The 13,880-nt window shown below is 66.7% G+C and carries 12 protein-coding genes and 4 pseudogenes; 11 read left to right on the top strand and 5 right to left on the bottom strand.

Annotated elements, in window-relative coordinates:
* Positions 1–37 precede the first annotated feature (37 nt).
* From ACIQI8_RS41415 to ACIQI8_RS41405, 3 genes and pseudogenes are all read left to right on the top strand, one after another.
* Positions 38–646 (top strand): NADPH-dependent F420 reductase, encoded by a 609-nt coding sequence (locus ACIQI8_RS41415; RefSeq protein WP_402363150.1) that lies wholly within the window; start codon positions 38–40, stop codon positions 644–646.
* The gene (locus tag ACIQI8_RS41410; protein WP_402363148.1) at positions 643–1,638 is read left to right on the top strand and encodes a zinc-binding alcohol dehydrogenase family protein; all 996 of its coding nucleotides are present in this window, start codon (positions 643–645) and stop codon (positions 1,636–1,638) included. The genes ACIQI8_RS41415 and ACIQI8_RS41410 overlap by 4 nt, the downstream gene beginning before the upstream one ends.
* Before the next feature lie 472 nt (positions 1,639–2,110).
* Positions 2,111–3,053 (top strand): annotated as a pseudogene (locus ACIQI8_RS41405) (IS481 family transposase).
* Here ACIQI8_RS41405 and ACIQI8_RS41400 read toward each other — a convergent pair.
* Positions 3,053–3,323, bottom strand: a pseudogene (locus tag ACIQI8_RS41400) (IS5/IS1182 family transposase); the annotation flags it as partial. The pseudogenes ACIQI8_RS41405 and ACIQI8_RS41400 sit on opposite strands and share 1 nt — an antisense overlap.
* A gap of 146 nt (positions 3,324–3,469) precedes the next feature.
* On the opposite strand from ACIQI8_RS41400, the gene ACIQI8_RS41395 reads away from it, so the two are divergent.
* The 3 genes from ACIQI8_RS41395 to ACIQI8_RS41385 all read left to right on the top strand — a co-directional run bounded on the left by ACIQI8_RS41395 (position 3,470) and on the right by ACIQI8_RS41385 (position 6,056).
* The gene (locus ACIQI8_RS41395; protein ID WP_402363145.1) at positions 3,470–4,516 is read left to right on the top strand and encodes an ArsR/SmtB family transcription factor; all 1,047 of its coding nucleotides are present in this window, start codon (positions 3,470–3,472) and stop codon (positions 4,514–4,516) included.
* Between the two features lie 93 nt (positions 4,517–4,609).
* Positions 4,610–5,521: a hypothetical protein gene (locus tag ACIQI8_RS41390; protein WP_402363143.1), complete on the top strand. Its 912-nt coding sequence runs from the start codon at positions 4,610–4,612 to the stop codon at positions 5,519–5,521.
* Between the two features lie 61 nt (positions 5,522–5,582).
* Complete coding sequence (locus ACIQI8_RS41385) at positions 5,583–6,056, top strand: hypothetical protein (protein ID WP_402363141.1); 474 nt, start codon at positions 5,583–5,585, stop codon at positions 6,054–6,056.
* Positions 6,057–6,578: 522 nt separating this feature from the next.
* On the opposite strand, the gene ACIQI8_RS41380 is transcribed toward ACIQI8_RS41385, so the two are convergent.
* Both ACIQI8_RS41380 and ACIQI8_RS41375 read right to left on the bottom strand, forming a co-directional pair.
* The gene (locus ACIQI8_RS41380; protein WP_402363138.1) at positions 6,579–7,349 is read right to left on the bottom strand and encodes a methyltransferase domain-containing protein; all 771 of its coding nucleotides are present in this window, start codon (positions 7,347–7,349) and stop codon (positions 6,579–6,581) included.
* A gap of 1,592 nt (positions 7,350–8,941) precedes the next feature.
* Complete coding sequence (locus tag ACIQI8_RS41375; RefSeq protein ID WP_402363135.1) at positions 8,942–9,352, bottom strand: hypothetical protein; 411 nt, start codon at positions 9,350–9,352, stop codon at positions 8,942–8,944.
* A 111-nt stretch (positions 9,353–9,463) separates the two neighbouring features.
* Here ACIQI8_RS41375 and ACIQI8_RS41370 point away from each other — a divergent pair.
* A pseudogene (locus tag ACIQI8_RS41370) lies at positions 9,464–9,613 on the top strand (integrase core domain-containing protein); the annotation flags it as partial.
* 455 nt (positions 9,614–10,068) lie between these two features.
* Here ACIQI8_RS41370 and ACIQI8_RS41365 read toward each other — a convergent pair.
* Both ACIQI8_RS41365 and ACIQI8_RS41360 read right to left on the bottom strand, forming a co-directional pair.
* Entirely contained in the window at positions 10,069–10,854 is a 786-nt protein-coding gene (locus ACIQI8_RS41365; protein ID WP_402363132.1) for an SDR family oxidoreductase, read from the bottom strand.
* Between the two features lie 38 nt (positions 10,855–10,892).
* Positions 10,893–11,255: a nuclear transport factor 2 family protein gene (locus ACIQI8_RS41360; RefSeq protein ID WP_402363129.1), complete on the bottom strand. Its 363-nt coding sequence runs from the start codon at positions 11,253–11,255 to the stop codon at positions 10,893–10,895.
* 78 nt (positions 11,256–11,333) lie between these two features.
* Here ACIQI8_RS41360 and ACIQI8_RS41355 point away from each other — a divergent pair, with 78 nt between their 5' ends.
* The 4 genes and pseudogenes from ACIQI8_RS41355 (at position 11,334) to ACIQI8_RS41340 (ending at position 13,731) form a co-directional block, all read left to right on the top strand.
* Complete coding sequence (locus ACIQI8_RS41355) at positions 11,334–12,128, top strand: MerR family transcriptional regulator (RefSeq protein ID WP_402363127.1); 795 nt, start codon at positions 11,334–11,336, stop codon at positions 12,126–12,128.
* 170 nt (positions 12,129–12,298) lie between these two features.
* Positions 12,299–12,664 (top strand): annotated as a pseudogene (locus ACIQI8_RS41350) (transposase); the annotation flags it as partial.
* Positions 12,665–13,010: 346 nt separating this feature from the next.
* Positions 13,011–13,181: a hypothetical protein gene (locus ACIQI8_RS41345; RefSeq protein ID WP_054240969.1), complete on the top strand. Its 171-nt coding sequence runs from the start codon at positions 13,011–13,013 to the stop codon at positions 13,179–13,181.
* 196 nt (positions 13,182–13,377) lie between these two features.
* Positions 13,378–13,731 carry a PRC-barrel domain containing protein gene (locus tag ACIQI8_RS41340; RefSeq protein WP_402363123.1) on the top strand — a complete coding sequence of 118 codons (354 nt, stop codon included), beginning with the start codon at positions 13,378–13,380 and terminating at the stop codon, positions 13,729–13,731.
* Positions 13,732–13,880: the final 149 nt, after the last annotated feature.

Genomic DNA, 13,880 nt, shown 5'->3' with positions numbered 1-13,880 from the left:
GCGCTCCCGATCTGAAGACCCTGAGAAAGGTGAGTCCATGAGAATCGGATTTCTCGGAGCAGGCGTCGTCGCCCAGACCATCGCCCGACACATGCTGCCCCTGGGGCACCAGGTCGTGCTCAGCAACACCAAGGGACCTGACTCCCTGACGCCGTTGCTCACGGAGCTGGGCCCCGGCGCCTCAGCTGGCACCCCGCAGCAGGCCGCCGAGCAGGACATCGTCGTCCTCGCGGTCAACTGGCCCAACGTGCAGAACGCGCTGTTCTCGGTTCCCGACTGGTCGGGCCGCGTCCTGGTCGACGCGACCAACCGGGTCGCGGGCTACGAGCCGTTCACCCTCGGCGACCTCTCAGGACGCACCTCCAGCGAGATCGTCGCCGACCTCGCCCCCGGAGCCAGCGTCGTCAAGGCGTTCAACTCCGTTCCCATGTCCTGGATCTCCGACTTCACCCCCGCCAAGCCGAGCACCGTCCTGTTCATCTCCGGTGACGACAGCGAGGCGAAGAAGCCGGTCAGCGAGCTCATCGAGCAGGCCGGCCTGGTAAGCGTCGACCTCGGCTCTCTGGCAACCGGCGGACGCCTGCAGCAACTCGGCGGCCCCCTCGCCGGGATCAACCTCACCTTCGGCGGGAGGTTCACCACATGAAAGCCCTCGTGTACGAGACGGCCCACGACATCACCCAATTCGCCCTTGAACTTGCTGACGTCTCCGAGCCGACGGTGCGCGAGCAGGACGTGCTGGTCGAGATCCGCGCGATCGGCGTCAACCCCGGCGAAGCCTTCATCCGGCGGATACGCAGCGCTGAGCCCGGCGGCCGGGTCCTCCTCGGCTGGGAGTTCGCCGGCGTGGTCACCGCAGTCGGAGATCACGTCCAGGGCTTCACCGTGGGCGAGCGCGTCTTCGGGACCGGGGACACCCGACGCGATGGGAGCTGGGCGGAACGACTGGCCGTCGACCATCGGATCCTCGCCAAGATCCCGGATCAGCTCTCCTTCGTCGAAGCCGCGAGTCTGCCCATCGGCGTCCTGACCGCATCAGAAGCCCTCTTCCGCGATCAGAACGCGCTGCCGAGGGGCGCGGACCGCGTCCTCGTACTCGGCGGCGCCGGCGCCGTCGGCTCACTGGCCACCCAGCTCCTCAAAGCTACGACTTCCGCCTTCGTTATCAGCACCGCATCACGAGAAGCCTCCCGACAGTGGTGCACGGACATGGGAGCCGATCTGGTGCTCAACCACGCAGGCGACGTCCCTGCTCAACTGACCGCAGCCAGCATTCCGCACGTGGACATGGTGCTCTCCACCGCCGCGAGCGCCGACCACCTGAGCTGGATCCCAAAGATCCTCCGCCCCTTCGGGCATCTGTCCGTGGTGGACGGCATCCCCTCGCTGGACGTGGGTGCCCTCGCGGCGAAGTCCTTGTCGCTGCACACGGAAATGGTCTTCAGCCGGATCCTCGACGGGGCCGATGCCAAAGCCCAGGGCCAGACCCTCTCAAGGGCCGCCGAGCTCGCCGCTTCCGGACGTCTGCACCCCATCGTCACGCGCGTCCTCGACGGGCTCACAGCCAAGACGATGCGCACCGCCCACGAACTTGTGGAAAGCGGGCGAACGATCGGAAAGATCGTCATCGCAACCTGACTCACCATCGAGCCGGGAATAGCCGTGTGCACGTCGACGTCGTCGCCCGCCTGTTCACCACGACACTCGACAAGGGCGCCACGGGTGCGCACTACCCGGTCGCAGGAGAGATCCCCAACCGGTGGGGTAGCTGAAGCAGCCGCCCGCGGTCTGGGACTCGACACCCGCAAGCCTCACCGTGGACGAGGCACCAGCGTCTGGGCCGAGTTCGGCGCGCTCATCATGGCCGCGTCCAGCCGCAGCAGCGCGTCACGCGCCCGCCAGGAATTGGGGTGGCCCCCGCGCACCACACCGACATGCTCACCATGATCGGCGAGCCGCGACTGAGGGAACAGGCGACCCGCGAATGGCGCACGCGTTCCACACGAGCCCACCCAAGGTTCGGCAGCGCCTGCTGAACCTCACCGGCCGGGTGCACGAGACATCACTCGTGCATCCGGCCATCGTCATCCTTCGAGCCAGCAAGACCCGCATGGTCCACCGCAACGCTCCCCTGACCGAAACCGGCCGCCTTCGCCTGGCGCATTGTGTGGTCGACGACCAATGGCCGCTCCGTCGCGCGGCCGAACGGTTCCAAGTCTCGCCCACCACAGCGAAACGGTGGGCAGACCGCTACCGCGAGCAGGGACCCGCTGCAATGACGGATCGCTCCAGCCGCCCGCACCTCAGCCCGCGTCAGACGCCGACTCGCACCGAACGGCGCATCATCAAAGTCCGCGTCCTGCGACGCTGGGGCCCAGCCCGTATCGCCTACCTGCTCGGCCTCAATCCCTCCACGGTGCACCGAGTACTCACCCGGTATCGAATCGCCCGCCTGTCGCATCTGGACCGTGCCACCGGCCGTGTCATCCGACGCTACGAGCACGCCGGACCAGGCGACTTGGTACACGTCGACATCAAGAAGCTCGGCAACATCCCCAACGGTGGCGGCCATCAGGTGCTGGGCCGTCAGACCGGTCGCAAGAACCGGATCGGCGGAGGTTACAGCTACATTCACAACGCTGTCGACGACCATTCCCGCCTGGCCTGCAGCGAGATCCTCGCCGACGAGAAGAAGGAAACCGCGTCCGCGTTTTGGACCAAGGCGCAAAGCTTCTTCAGCCGGGCCGGGATCACCGTCCAGCGAGTCCTGACCGACAACGGCTCCTGCTACCGCTCGCGCACCTGGGCCATCACACAGGCCGACGCAGGGATTACACCCGCCCCTACCGCTCACAGACCAACGGGAAAGTTGAACGCTTCAACCGCACCCTCCTCGACAAAGGGGCTACGCCAAGCCCTACCTCAGTGAGCAGGAGCGTCGCGACGCGTGCCCGGTGTGGCTGCATGGCTACAACCACCACCGGAGACACACCGCCCTGAAGGGGCTACCACCCGCCAGCCATGTCCCCAACCTCTTGGGTCAGTACACCTAGTCGGCTTTCTCCGGGATGACGGACTTCATGCCGCGTCTGCGCAGGTGCACTCGGTTGCCGCAGGACGAACAGACCTTGTCGCGCACGACGGCGTCGGGCCGGGTGCGGGGGCGGCCAACGGGCGCGAACCCGGATCTTCTTCAGGACGGGGATGAACTGCGGGCTGTCGGCCGCCTGGCAGGCGGTGAGGACGAATGCCGGCGGACGACACTTGCGGTCGGCAGCGAGGTGAACCTTGCTGGTTCGCCCGCCCCGCGAACGCCCGAGGAGGACGCCCCCAGCCGAGTGGACCCGGTGACCGCCGGAAACTGACCCATGACCGAAGTCGAACAGGTGGCCGAATGGCGCCTTGTCTGACCGTGTCCCCTACGTTCAGTATTGCGGCCCACCGATGACCCACCACCATCGGAGAGTTCATGCTGCGGGTGCACTTCACCAATGAAGATCTCGCCCGGGTCCGGGTCGCCACCGCTCCCGATCCGCTGTGGGAGATCACCAACAGTTTCCAGCTCCTCGCCTCCGCACGGGAGGGCCCACCTGCCTTTCGCGCCTGGCGGCAGCAGGCGCGATTACATCTGCCCCCTGCCTGCGGGTCCCTCGCCGTGCTGCTCCCTCCGCGCGGCTACACACCTGACTTCCTCACCCCCCACCTGCCCAAGTCCCTTGATCTGGAGAGCGCGCTCGACACGGTGCTGAGCGTTCCTCGAACCTGGCTGCGGGCGGACATGTCCCGACTGGCCGCGCAGCGCACCCGACCACTGCCCGCCGAAGCCCGGGCCCTGGCCGACGGCGAGCCCCGGGCCCTGGACAGACTCGGCGCCGCCCTGCGCGCATATCACCAGCACGCGTTGGCACCCTTCTGGGAGCACATACGCGCCCACGTCGAGGCCGATCGAGCGCTGCGCGGCCGGGCGGCACTGGAGGGCGGCGCCGAAGGGCTTTTGGCAAGCTTCCAGCCCGTCCTGCGCTGGAAGCCTCCCGTGCTGGAGGCCGACTACCCGGTGGAGCGCGTACTGCGCCTCAACGGGCGCGGACTGGTGCTGCAGCCCTCCTACTTCTGCGTACGCAGGCCGACGACGCTCGTCGACGCCGACCGCACACCCGTGCTCGCGTATCCGCTCCATCACGTTCTCGGCGCGCCCGATTCCGGCGCGGGCGACGGTTCCCTCAGCGCACTCATCGGGCGTACGCGTGCCGCCGTGCTCGGCGCCGTCGTGTCCGGCCGTACGACAGGCGAGCTGGCCCAGCAGCTGGGCATCTCCGGACCCGCCGTCAGCCAGCACACCAGCGTCCTGCGGGAAGCCGGTCTGCTGCTGAGCATTCGACACAGCAAGATCATGCTGCACACCATCACCCCGGCTGGTCTCGCCCTGCTCGAGGGAACCACGAGCCGCCCACCCACCGGCAGGTTCGACATGACGCTTAAGGCACACCTTCCACGTGTAGCCACCCCGCGCCGCTGACGGGAACCTGTGGGGGCGGGTCAGAGAGCCGTGAGCCACCGGACGGGACAGGGGGACCCCGTGCAGCGACGCACCACCGTCTTCGCCACCACCATGACCGCCGTGGCGGCCGGCGCCCTTGCTCTCGGCCTGCTGATGACCGACGGCCCGGCACTGGGCGCCGGGCCGTCCAACGGCTTAAGCCCCACCGGCCCGGTCCGTGAAGTGACCACGGCCGAGCAGACCCGCATCGACCAGGCGGAACAGATCCTGATCAAGGGATGCATGGAACGGCAGGGGTTCCGCTACTGGGTCATCGCCCCGCTTGCCCCGGAGAGACTTCGCGCCTTCGAGCATCCCTTCGTGCGCGACGACCTCGGCTGGGCTCGGGCGCACGGTTACGGGGGAGCAATTCAGCGCGCCTTCTTCGCGACGAAGAAGAAGGACCCGAACATCGCCTACCGCAAGAGCCTGACTCCGACGGTTCGAGCCCGCTACCTGACGGCCCTGAACGGCGGGTCCGACTCCCGCCGTTTCTCCGTCCGCCTGCCGGCCGCCGGCTCCATCCGGACGGCGGTCGGCGGCTGCGAACTCGAAGCCAGGAAAAAGCTGTACGGAGATGTCGAGGCGTACTTCCGCGCCGACAAGATCGCCACCAATCTCATTCCCCTGTACGCACCCCGGCTCATGAAGGACCGGCGTTTCACCCAGGCGCTGCATGCCTGGTCGCAGTGCATGGGCCGTAGAGCCGGGCGAGCTTACGCCGATCCGCAGGCCGTGCAAAGCGATCTTCCCGGGCGGACTGAGGGGCTGAGCGATCGGAAGGCGGACGCCCTGGAGCGGAAGTTGGCGGTGGCGGAGGCCATCTGCGCGCGCACGTCCACGCTGGCCACCACCGCACGACATCTGGACGTCGAATACGGCGCCCCGGTGCGCCGGCAGTACGCCGACGACATCCGCACCGGCAAACGCATGCGCCTGGCCGCGCTCGCCGAGGCCGACACCCTGCGTATCACCGCGAACTGACCTTTCGCGATCATTCACGCCCATTCACACCCTACGAAGAGATCACCCCGAAGGAGAGATCATGCGAAAGCTCCATGCTGCCCTCACGGCTGCCGCGATGGCGGTCGTACTGGGCACCGCACTGCCCAGCACGGCTCAGGCAGCGCCGACCGGCGCCCAAGGACCCAACTGCGACGCCCAGTACAACGCGCACCGTGAAGACGGCAACATGCGCGCCTACCTCCTGACGGACTGCAGCACGCTACTCGGCACGGCCTCGGGCAACGACGCGAACTGGGGCGACGGGTCGGGGAGTTTCACCGGAGCCGACGACGACTTCGCCTGGTCGATCCTCAACACCGGCACCTACTCCGGCGGCGTCAACAACGTCCAGTTCTACGAAAACGCGAACTACGGAGGCGGCACCGGCTGTCTGGCGAGGGGGGAACTCTACGTGGACGACCTGCGCGACAACGTCTTCAACAACGGCGTCCGCGCCTCCAACGCCATCAGCTCCCATCGCTGGTCCTCCGGCTGCACCAACCGCTGGACCTGAGTGGCACAGTGCACGAGCTCGGCCCACCCACTCCTGTACGGCGGGCCGGGCTCGTCGGCGAACGGCAGAACAAAGGAGCGGACGCGGGACAGGAGGTAGTTGGAGTAGGCGGACCAGGGCGTAGCACGCACGTGAACTGGGCGTTGCCAGCGACGCGTTGGAGATGCCCGGGACCACTGCCCGTGTTCACGAACGCCCATCCCACACGAGTCACGACCACCGCTGGTGCGGCTCGACGTCCGAGCTCGTCCGGACGAGCGGTCGCGGCGGGACGTATCCACACCAGGTGTGTCTCCGCAGTGCGTCACTGCTGACGAGCGCCGCTCCATGCCGGACCCGGACTGACAGGCGACGACTCATCTCGGGCATCGCCGAGCGGCGATCAACCCTCGGGGAGGGGCGGACTGACCCGTCAAGTGTTGATCAAAGAGTAGGCATTGCCGAGTCAACCCCTGCCGTAGGCCTCCGCCGAGGCCGCCGGCCGACGTTCACGGTGAGGATTTGTGGAGAAGGGTGGTGTCTTTAGGCGTCGCGCTTGAAGACAAGCACCTCCGTGAACGCTACGCCCAGGGGAGCCAGGAAGGCGGCCTCAAGGCTGAAGCCGAGTGTCGTGAAGAGGTCCACGCACGTACGGCGAGGCATGGCGGCCGGGAACGAGTCGTGACCCGCGCCGCCCTTGGTCGCCCAGATACGCATCGCCTCCGGGTCGAGGCACGTCTCCGTCATGACGTCGAAGACGATCCGCCCGCCCGGCCTCGTGACGCGGGCCATCTCGAAGAAATAGCGGCAGGCACCGAGGAAGGTCAGAGTGTTGAACACCTTGTGGGCCTGGACGAGGTCGACGCTGTTGTCCGGTGTCGCGTCGAGGTTGAATCCTGTCACCGGTTGGGCGATCACTCCGAAGGTGACCACCAGGTAGTCGGCCCAGGGCTCTGCCGTCTCGTAGATCTCGTAGCGGCTCGGCACGCACTCCTTCAGCGTCCTCTCCAGGTACCGTCCGGACCCGGGACCGATTTCCAGCACCGTGTCAGGTGCCGCGGCGAAGACACCGAGGGCCCGAAGTTCGTCGACGGTGGACTGGGTGGCCCCCGGGGTCCCGTTCATGACCTCGTCGATGTAGTCCCCCACCGACAGACCGGCCGCCCGCGCGGCCCGCATCGTCGGCTCGAACGGGATGAAATCATCGACCCCACCGCTGGGCGTGGTGCTGCGCACAAGGTGGAAGCCGGCGCGCTCCAGGAGCCGCTTCGACCCGGACTTCACGGCGGACTTCGCCCTGTCTGCTGCCGTCATCGGTCCACCCCTCCCCCGGCCGCCAGTGCCGCCACCCGGAACCCGGTGAAGGAGCATTTCGGGGCCGAGGAACCCCACCCGGTGTTCCAGCGGGGGCAGGCGTTTGCCACCCGGCCCCGCTCGGTGCACAACTCGTACGTACTCCTTGAGGAAGCACGGACGCGCTCAGCGAGGCCCCGGGCAGCAACATGACCTCGGACCTTCAAGTGCGCTGCAGTGGACGGGTCTGCAAGGCGCGCCGCGACGACGGGCGCAGGCGCTCGCGTCTCATGTGACATGCGGTTCATGGGACTCCCCCTGGCACAGGACTCACGCTGAGCCCACGTGCCGAAATAGCGGACAGAACCGTCCCCGACAGGGACGAGTGAGCTCACCGGAGGCCGTACGGGTACCGCCGTGGCAGATCAGGCGGCGGCGTACGGCAGCGGAAGAGGCGGCGGGCCGCGGCGCACCTTCGCGGCGTCCGGCATAACTGATAAGGGAGGAGCCCGAGTTGGCCCGGAACCCACGCGCCAAGCGGCCTCGACGTCTGTCACGTCGTAAGGAGTAAAGCCAACAACCAGGAGCCTGCGCAGCAGCGCGCGCAGCGCGCACCACTCCTTCCCGGCTGCGTACAGAACCCGCCACGCACCGTCGTCGAGCCCATGCAACAGGCCAGCGCGGAGCACGGCCGGCGCGCTGCGGCCATCATCACGTGCCACCCCGCAAGAACAGCCAGAACTGTCAGCAGGGACAAACCCGTACCCGATGACGGCCTGAGCGCTGAACGCCAACAGCCCCCGTGTACGCAGCGACTTGTCACTCCCAGCACCTGGCAGCGCTACGGCGAACAGGAAACAAACCGTCAACGCCTGCACGAGTCCAGACGGCTTCGATTCAAAAGCCAGGTCATGCACGAACGCCGTGACCAGGGTTGCCAACAGGGAAAACATCCCCGCCCGGGCGGCCGCCATCACCGCCACAGGCGGCACATGGCCACGGCAGCGCACACCTCGAACGCGCGAAGTTGCCCCCCTCACCCCGCCATGATGGGCCCCATTTTGCGACTTGTCATCCTTTTCGCCCGGTCGGCCCGAATCTCGCACCCTCACAGGGGCGTTCCAACGGCGCCCGGCTGTCGGGACGGTCCGGGCGGTCGTCATGATCAACCCTACGAGCGCAGCCGGAAGTGAGCGTTGTCCACACCCCCTGTCGAGTTCGCGCTTGGTCGGGGTGAGGCGTCGAGGACTCCGGTCACAGCGCGAGGCACAAGGCGTTGACCGTGTCAATGATGCTTCTCAGGCGGCGCGAACGACCAGCAGTCCGCGGTCCTGTCCTCCGCCTGTCAACCCGCCCCTTTGATCCCGTGGGCCGTGGTCATGCCCAGCGGTCTTCCATCAGGTGCGGCAGCGTACGAAGCCAACGTGACCCTGGGTCTGCGAGTTGAGACTTCCAGCACCTCCCCACACCACCGGAGCCTCATGCGGTGCGCATCTCAACTCCGTCACCCGCTCAGCAGCTTTACCGAAAGACCTCACCGAACGGCGCGGAGAAGTGGGCTCCGGCTGAAGCAGTCCACCTGTTCCCAGGTTTTCCGCCAGGAGCCAGGTCGGTCAGCCGTTGCCCCTGCGTCGACGTTCGAGGACCAGGAAGATCAGGAAGCCTGCGACGAACAGAACTGCTCCGACGACAAGGAACGGCACCGGCGCGTACTCCTCGGTGCACGTGCTCCCGCCAACCGTCGCGTGACATACGGTCCCGGGACCTTCCCTGTTCAGGTAAGCGAGATAGAAGACCGGCAGGGCCAAGCCCGCGACACCTCCGACGATGGCGGCCCTGGACCCTCTCCGGAGCAGGAACACCGCGGCTATCGCAGCCACGGCGATGAGGGCGATGCCCGCTGTCAGCAAGGCCGCCAGACCGAAGGCCAGACATCCCCCGACCGCAAGCCATGCCAGGAACCAACCCCACTCCGTCGCACGACTCTGATCAACCTGGTCTGCGACAACACCCCTACCTTGCACGGCGCCTCCTGTTTCCAGGTGAGATGAGGACGAACAGCCAGGCGAAGAGCAGTTCAGCCTAGCGCCGCCGTGCGATCGCGACACAGACCGGGACAGCGGCAAGAGAGACGGGACAACGCGCTCGCCGAGTCGTTCTTCGCCACCATCAAACGAGAGTTGCCCGGCACCACCGCCTGGACCAGCCGCACCACCGCCCGCACCGCGATCTTCGACTTCATCGAGGGCTGGTACAACTTGCACCGACTGCACAGCAGCCTCGGCCAGGCCGTCTCTTTCGGATCACGCTTGGGCGGCATCTCACTCTGTTTGCAGCCACTCAGCCGAACGCTCTTGCGAGCCCTGCATCTGATCGGCGGTACAACTAAGGCTGTCGTCCGACGTGCTTGTCGTGAGTCAGACGCGCGGGTCGGTGCGATCGAGGGAGGCAAGTGCCGCCACCTCCAAGCCGGACGGTTATCGCACCTACCCTCAGCAGCTCCGGGCCGCCTAACCTCGCGCTTTCACGAGTTGGGGCGTCGAGGCTTGATCAAATAAGCAGAGAGCACCCCCTGAACTGCAACAATTGGACTGTTCTAGGGCCCTGCTGGCTGCACGGAAAGAGGCGCTCTCCAGGTGAAGAAGCCTATCGGGTCGTACCCGCGTGGTCCTTGTGAAGGAGGGGGTTCCGCTACCGGATCGAGCTGTTCGCGAGTGACTACTCGGAACCGGTGTCAGGCTCAGACGGTGGGAACAGTGCCGCCGTCGATGACGTACTCCGCGCCCACAATGGATGAGGCTCGGTCCGACACGAGGAAGCCGACCAGGTCCGCGACCTCCTCCGTCGTTGCAAACCTTCCGATTGGAACCCCTCCGAGGGAATCCATCAGGCTCTGCTCCGCCTCTTCGCGGGTCCTTCCGTTGCCCTTAGCGAGCTGGTCGATGAAGCCCGCATACGCTCCGGTCTGAATCCCCCCGGGGCTGACGGTGTTTACTCGCACTCCTCGTGGGGCCAGTTCGTTAGCGAGACCCTTGCTGTACGTACGCAGGGCACCCTTCGCTGACGCGTACGGCAACGTCGCGTCGTGCAACGGCATCTGACGCTGGATCGACGTGACGTGGACAACTACTCCTGATCCCGCCCCCACCATTGCCGGCAGCAGTGCTCGATCCAGTCGGACAGCTCCCAAGAAGTTCAGGTTGAGCTCCGCCAGCCAGTGCTCCTCAGTCGCTGCAGCGAATCCGCCAGGCGGGGTTGAGGATCCTCCGACAACGTGCACCAGGATGTCCAGCGCACCTCCCTCAGAGATCTTGGACACTACAACCTCTACACCGCCCGCCGTGGAAGTGTCCGCCTCGATGAACCGGTCGGGGCGCTCGTAGCCGCCGGGCATAGTGCGTGCCGTGGTCCACACGTCGGCACCCATCTCTCGCAGTCTCTCTACGACGGCCTTGCCCGAGCCCTTCGAACCGCCCGTGACCAGCGCCCGGCGGCCGTTGAGACGGTCGCGGTCTGAACTAGACATTTTTCTCTCCACTGAAGATTGAGGTGGTGCGGGTTCGGTCAGGCCGGGTGGCTGGCGATGACGAGTTCGGCGATGAGGTCGTCCCGCAGCGCGAACCGGTAGTCGAGCTCGGCGACGCCTCCCGGGAAGGTGCCTTCGAGCCGCACGGTTACCACCCAGTGGATGTCATCGACGCGGTGAGCGCCGATCTGCTCGGTCGTGTATTCGAACTCGGACCCGGCGTCCCGCAGGAACGCGTAGGTCTCCTCCCGGCCGCGGAAGGTCTCGTCCTGGTCGACGATCACCGCACCCTCGGCGAGGTACGACGAGGCGGTGTCGGCGTCGCGGACGATGTGGGCGACCAGGAACTGGCGCACGGCGGTCGGGAGCAGATCGGACGGAAGATCGGTGTGCTGTGTCATGCGCCCACCGTGTGACCTCGCGATGCGGGAGGGTCAAGCCGTGGACTCTCCCCCAGGGGGAACGTTCAGAATGAGGGGATGCTGACCATTGGCGAGTTTTCGCGGCTGACCCACTTGAGCGTGCGGACCCTGCGCCGGTATCACGAGGCGGCCCTGCTGGAACCTGCCGTAGTGGACGAGACCACCGGTTACCGCTACTACGGCGTCGATCAAATCCCGACCGCGCAGGTCATCCACCGGCTCCGCTCGCTCGACGTCCCCCTGAGCGATGTGCAGCAGATCCTGCGGACCCCCGACCCTGGTGTCCGGGCGGCGCTGGTCGCGGAGCACCTGCAACGTCTCGAGGATGCGCTCGACCGCACCCGGGCCGCAGTCGTGTCGCTGCGCCGCCTGCTGCGGCCCGATCCCGCGCCCATCGACGTCGAGCTACGTGCGGAGCCCGCACGGACGGTCGCGGCGGTGGAGGCCGTAGTCGGGCATCGCGACATCGAGACCTGGTACGCAGGCGCGATGGCCGAATTGGAGGCGGCCGTCGGCGCCGACGTGACCGGACCGCCGGGCGGCAGCTACGACAACGCCCTTTTCGAGCAGGAGCGCGGTCACGCGCTCGTCTACCTGCCGTCAGCTGCGCCACCTCGCACCGGACGCGTGCACCCCGTGAGTCTGCCGGCCGCGGAACTTGCGGTCACCACCCATGTCGGCGAGCACGACGGCATCGAGGTCACGTATGGCGAACTCGGGACTTGGGTGGTGGAGAACGCGATGTCGGTGGCCGGGCCGGTGCGGGAGGTCTACGTTGTCGGCCCCCGTGACACGAGCGATCCCGCTGCGTGGCGCACCGAGATCGGCTGGCCGGTCTTCCGTGTCACCTGAGGCGGTCAGTGCGGTGCGGAGTCTTGGAACGACAGGGCGCACACGTTGAGCCTCGCGCTCTCACGAGTTGGAGCACCGAGGCTTGATCAAATAAGCAGAGAGCGCTCCTGAACTGCAACGTTTGGACTCTTCTTAGGGCCCTGTTGGCTGCACGGAAAGAGGTACTCCTGGTGGAGAAACGTATCGGGTCGTACCCGCGTGTCCGCCTCGAGAGCGGCGGTCGGACGGTGGTCTCGCAGGCCGGGGGCGTGCTGCTGGTCGAGACCGCACGCGAGGCCGGCTTGGACACCGCGATATCAGCGGCGCTGATGCCGTGGCGGAAGCCGAGGGCCGTCCACGATCCGGGCAAGGTCCTCCTGGACGTGGCCCTGGCGGTCGCCTTGGGCGGTGACTGCCTCGCGGATGCCGGCATGCTGCGGGCGGAGCCGGCTGTGTTCGGGCCGGTGGCCTCCGACCCGACAATCTCCCGCCTCATCGACACCCTCGCCTCCTCCGACGAGAAGGCTCTGGCGGCCGTCCGTGCTGCCCGGGCCGAAGCGCCCGCGCCACCGGCCTGCGCAACCTGCCCCTGCACAGCACCGCCCAAAACCGCATCTGGCTGGAGAACGCGGCCCACCGACTTCGTCGGCGGACCGTCATGAAACTTCGAGGCTAAGGCTGTCGTCCGATGGGCTTGTCGTGACGTGCAGGGCTCGCAAGAGCGTTCGACTGAGTGTCAGACGCGCGGATCGGTGTGATCGAGGGAGGCAAGTGCCGCCACCTCCAAACCGGACGGTTACCGCACCTACCCTCAGCAGCTCCGGGCTGCCTAAGAAACACACAAAATCTCTCAGGAGTGAAGATCGCTCGACAGGGCAAGCGAGGGATCGGAGGTTGATAACAATGGTTCCTGTTCTTCTTGTTCTTCTGCTTGCCCTGATCCTCTTCGGTGCCGGTTTCGCACTCAAGGCCCTGTGGTGGATCGCCGTCATCGTGCTCATCGTATGGGTCCTCGGCTTTGTGATCCGCCCCGCGGCGAGCGGCGGCAAGCGAGGCCGCTGGTACCGCTGGTAGGCGGGCATCCATCATGTTCTGGAGGGGTACCTCAGACCATCCGCATTCCTCCCGATGGGGATGTATGGGGCCACCTGGCCAGGGCATCCGGGATTCCGAAGGCCTGAAGCGGCGTCACTGAATTTGCGGGTGGCTGCCCAAATTCACAGTTCACGTGCGGGAGCAACAAAGAATCTCGATGAGGGAGCCGTTCTTTATGAGTGACAACATCTGGGGCTATCAGCCGATCACCGGCCACACCACGGGCATCGACCTGATCGGATACACGGTCGAGGCGACCGATGGCAGCATCGGCAAGGTCGACAAGCACTCGGACGACGTCGCCTCCTCCTACCTCGTCGTCGACACCGGCGTGTGGATCTTCGGCATGCACGTCCTGCTACCCGCCGGAACCGTGAAGTCGATCGACCAGGCTGAGCGCAAGATCTACGTCGGCCTCACGAGGGACCAGATCAGGGAGTCACCCGAGTTCGACAAGGACAAGCACATCGGCGACGCCGGCTACCACGAGCAGGTGGCCAGCTATTACGAGACTCAGCGAGTCGTCTGACCTCACACCAGCCCAGAAGTGGGGGGGGGGGGGGGGGCCCCCCCCCCCCCCCCCCCGCGGAGAGGGCCGCGGCCCCGGCCCGCCCGCGCGCCGCGTGGAAATGAGCGTGGGGCCCCCCCCCCCCCCCCCCCCCGAAAGCGATACAAAAA

The sequence above is a fragment of the Streptomyces sp. NPDC092369 genome (assembly GCF_044755245.1).
Classification (GTDB): domain Bacteria; phylum Actinomycetota; class Actinomycetes; order Streptomycetales; family Streptomycetaceae; genus Streptomyces.
This window is presented reverse-complemented; position numbering and strand designations above follow the sequence as displayed.

Bases quoted from the DNA above. Each gene is read 5' to 3' on its own strand.
- ACIQI8_RS41415 (WP_402363150.1), top strand. From the start codon at position 38: ATGAGAATCGGATTTCTCGGAGCAGGCGTCGTCGCCCAGACCATCGCC.
- ACIQI8_RS41410 (WP_402363148.1), top strand. From the start codon at position 643: ATGAAAGCCCTCGTGTACGAGACGGCCCACGACATCACCCAATTCGCC.
- ACIQI8_RS41395 (WP_402363145.1), top strand. From the start codon at position 3,470: ATGCTGCGGGTGCACTTCACCAATGAAGATCTCGCCCGGGTCCGGGTC.
- ACIQI8_RS41390 (WP_402363143.1), top strand. From the start codon at position 4,610: ATGACCGCCGTGGCGGCCGGCGCCCTTGCTCTCGGCCTGCTGATGACC.
- ACIQI8_RS41385 (WP_402363141.1), top strand. From the start codon at position 5,583: ATGCGAAAGCTCCATGCTGCCCTCACGGCTGCCGCGATGGCGGTCGTA.
- ACIQI8_RS41380 (WP_402363138.1), bottom strand. From the start codon at position 7,349: ATGACGGCAGCAGACAGGGCGAAGTCCGCCGTGAAGTCCGGGTCGAAG.
- ACIQI8_RS41365 (WP_402363132.1), bottom strand. From the start codon at position 10,854: ATGTCTAGTTCAGACCGCGACCGTCTCAACGGCCGCCGGGCGCTGGTC.
- ACIQI8_RS41360 (WP_402363129.1), bottom strand. From the start codon at position 11,255: ATGACACAGCACACCGATCTTCCGTCCGATCTGCTCCCGACCGCCGTG.
- ACIQI8_RS41355 (WP_402363127.1), top strand. From the start codon at position 11,334: ATGCTGACCATTGGCGAGTTTTCGCGGCTGACCCACTTGAGCGTGCGG.
- ACIQI8_RS41345 (WP_054240969.1), top strand. From the start codon at position 13,011: ATGGTTCCTGTTCTTCTTGTTCTTCTGCTTGCCCTGATCCTCTTCGGT.
- ACIQI8_RS41340 (WP_402363123.1), top strand. From the start codon at position 13,378: ATGAGTGACAACATCTGGGGCTATCAGCCGATCACCGGCCACACCACG.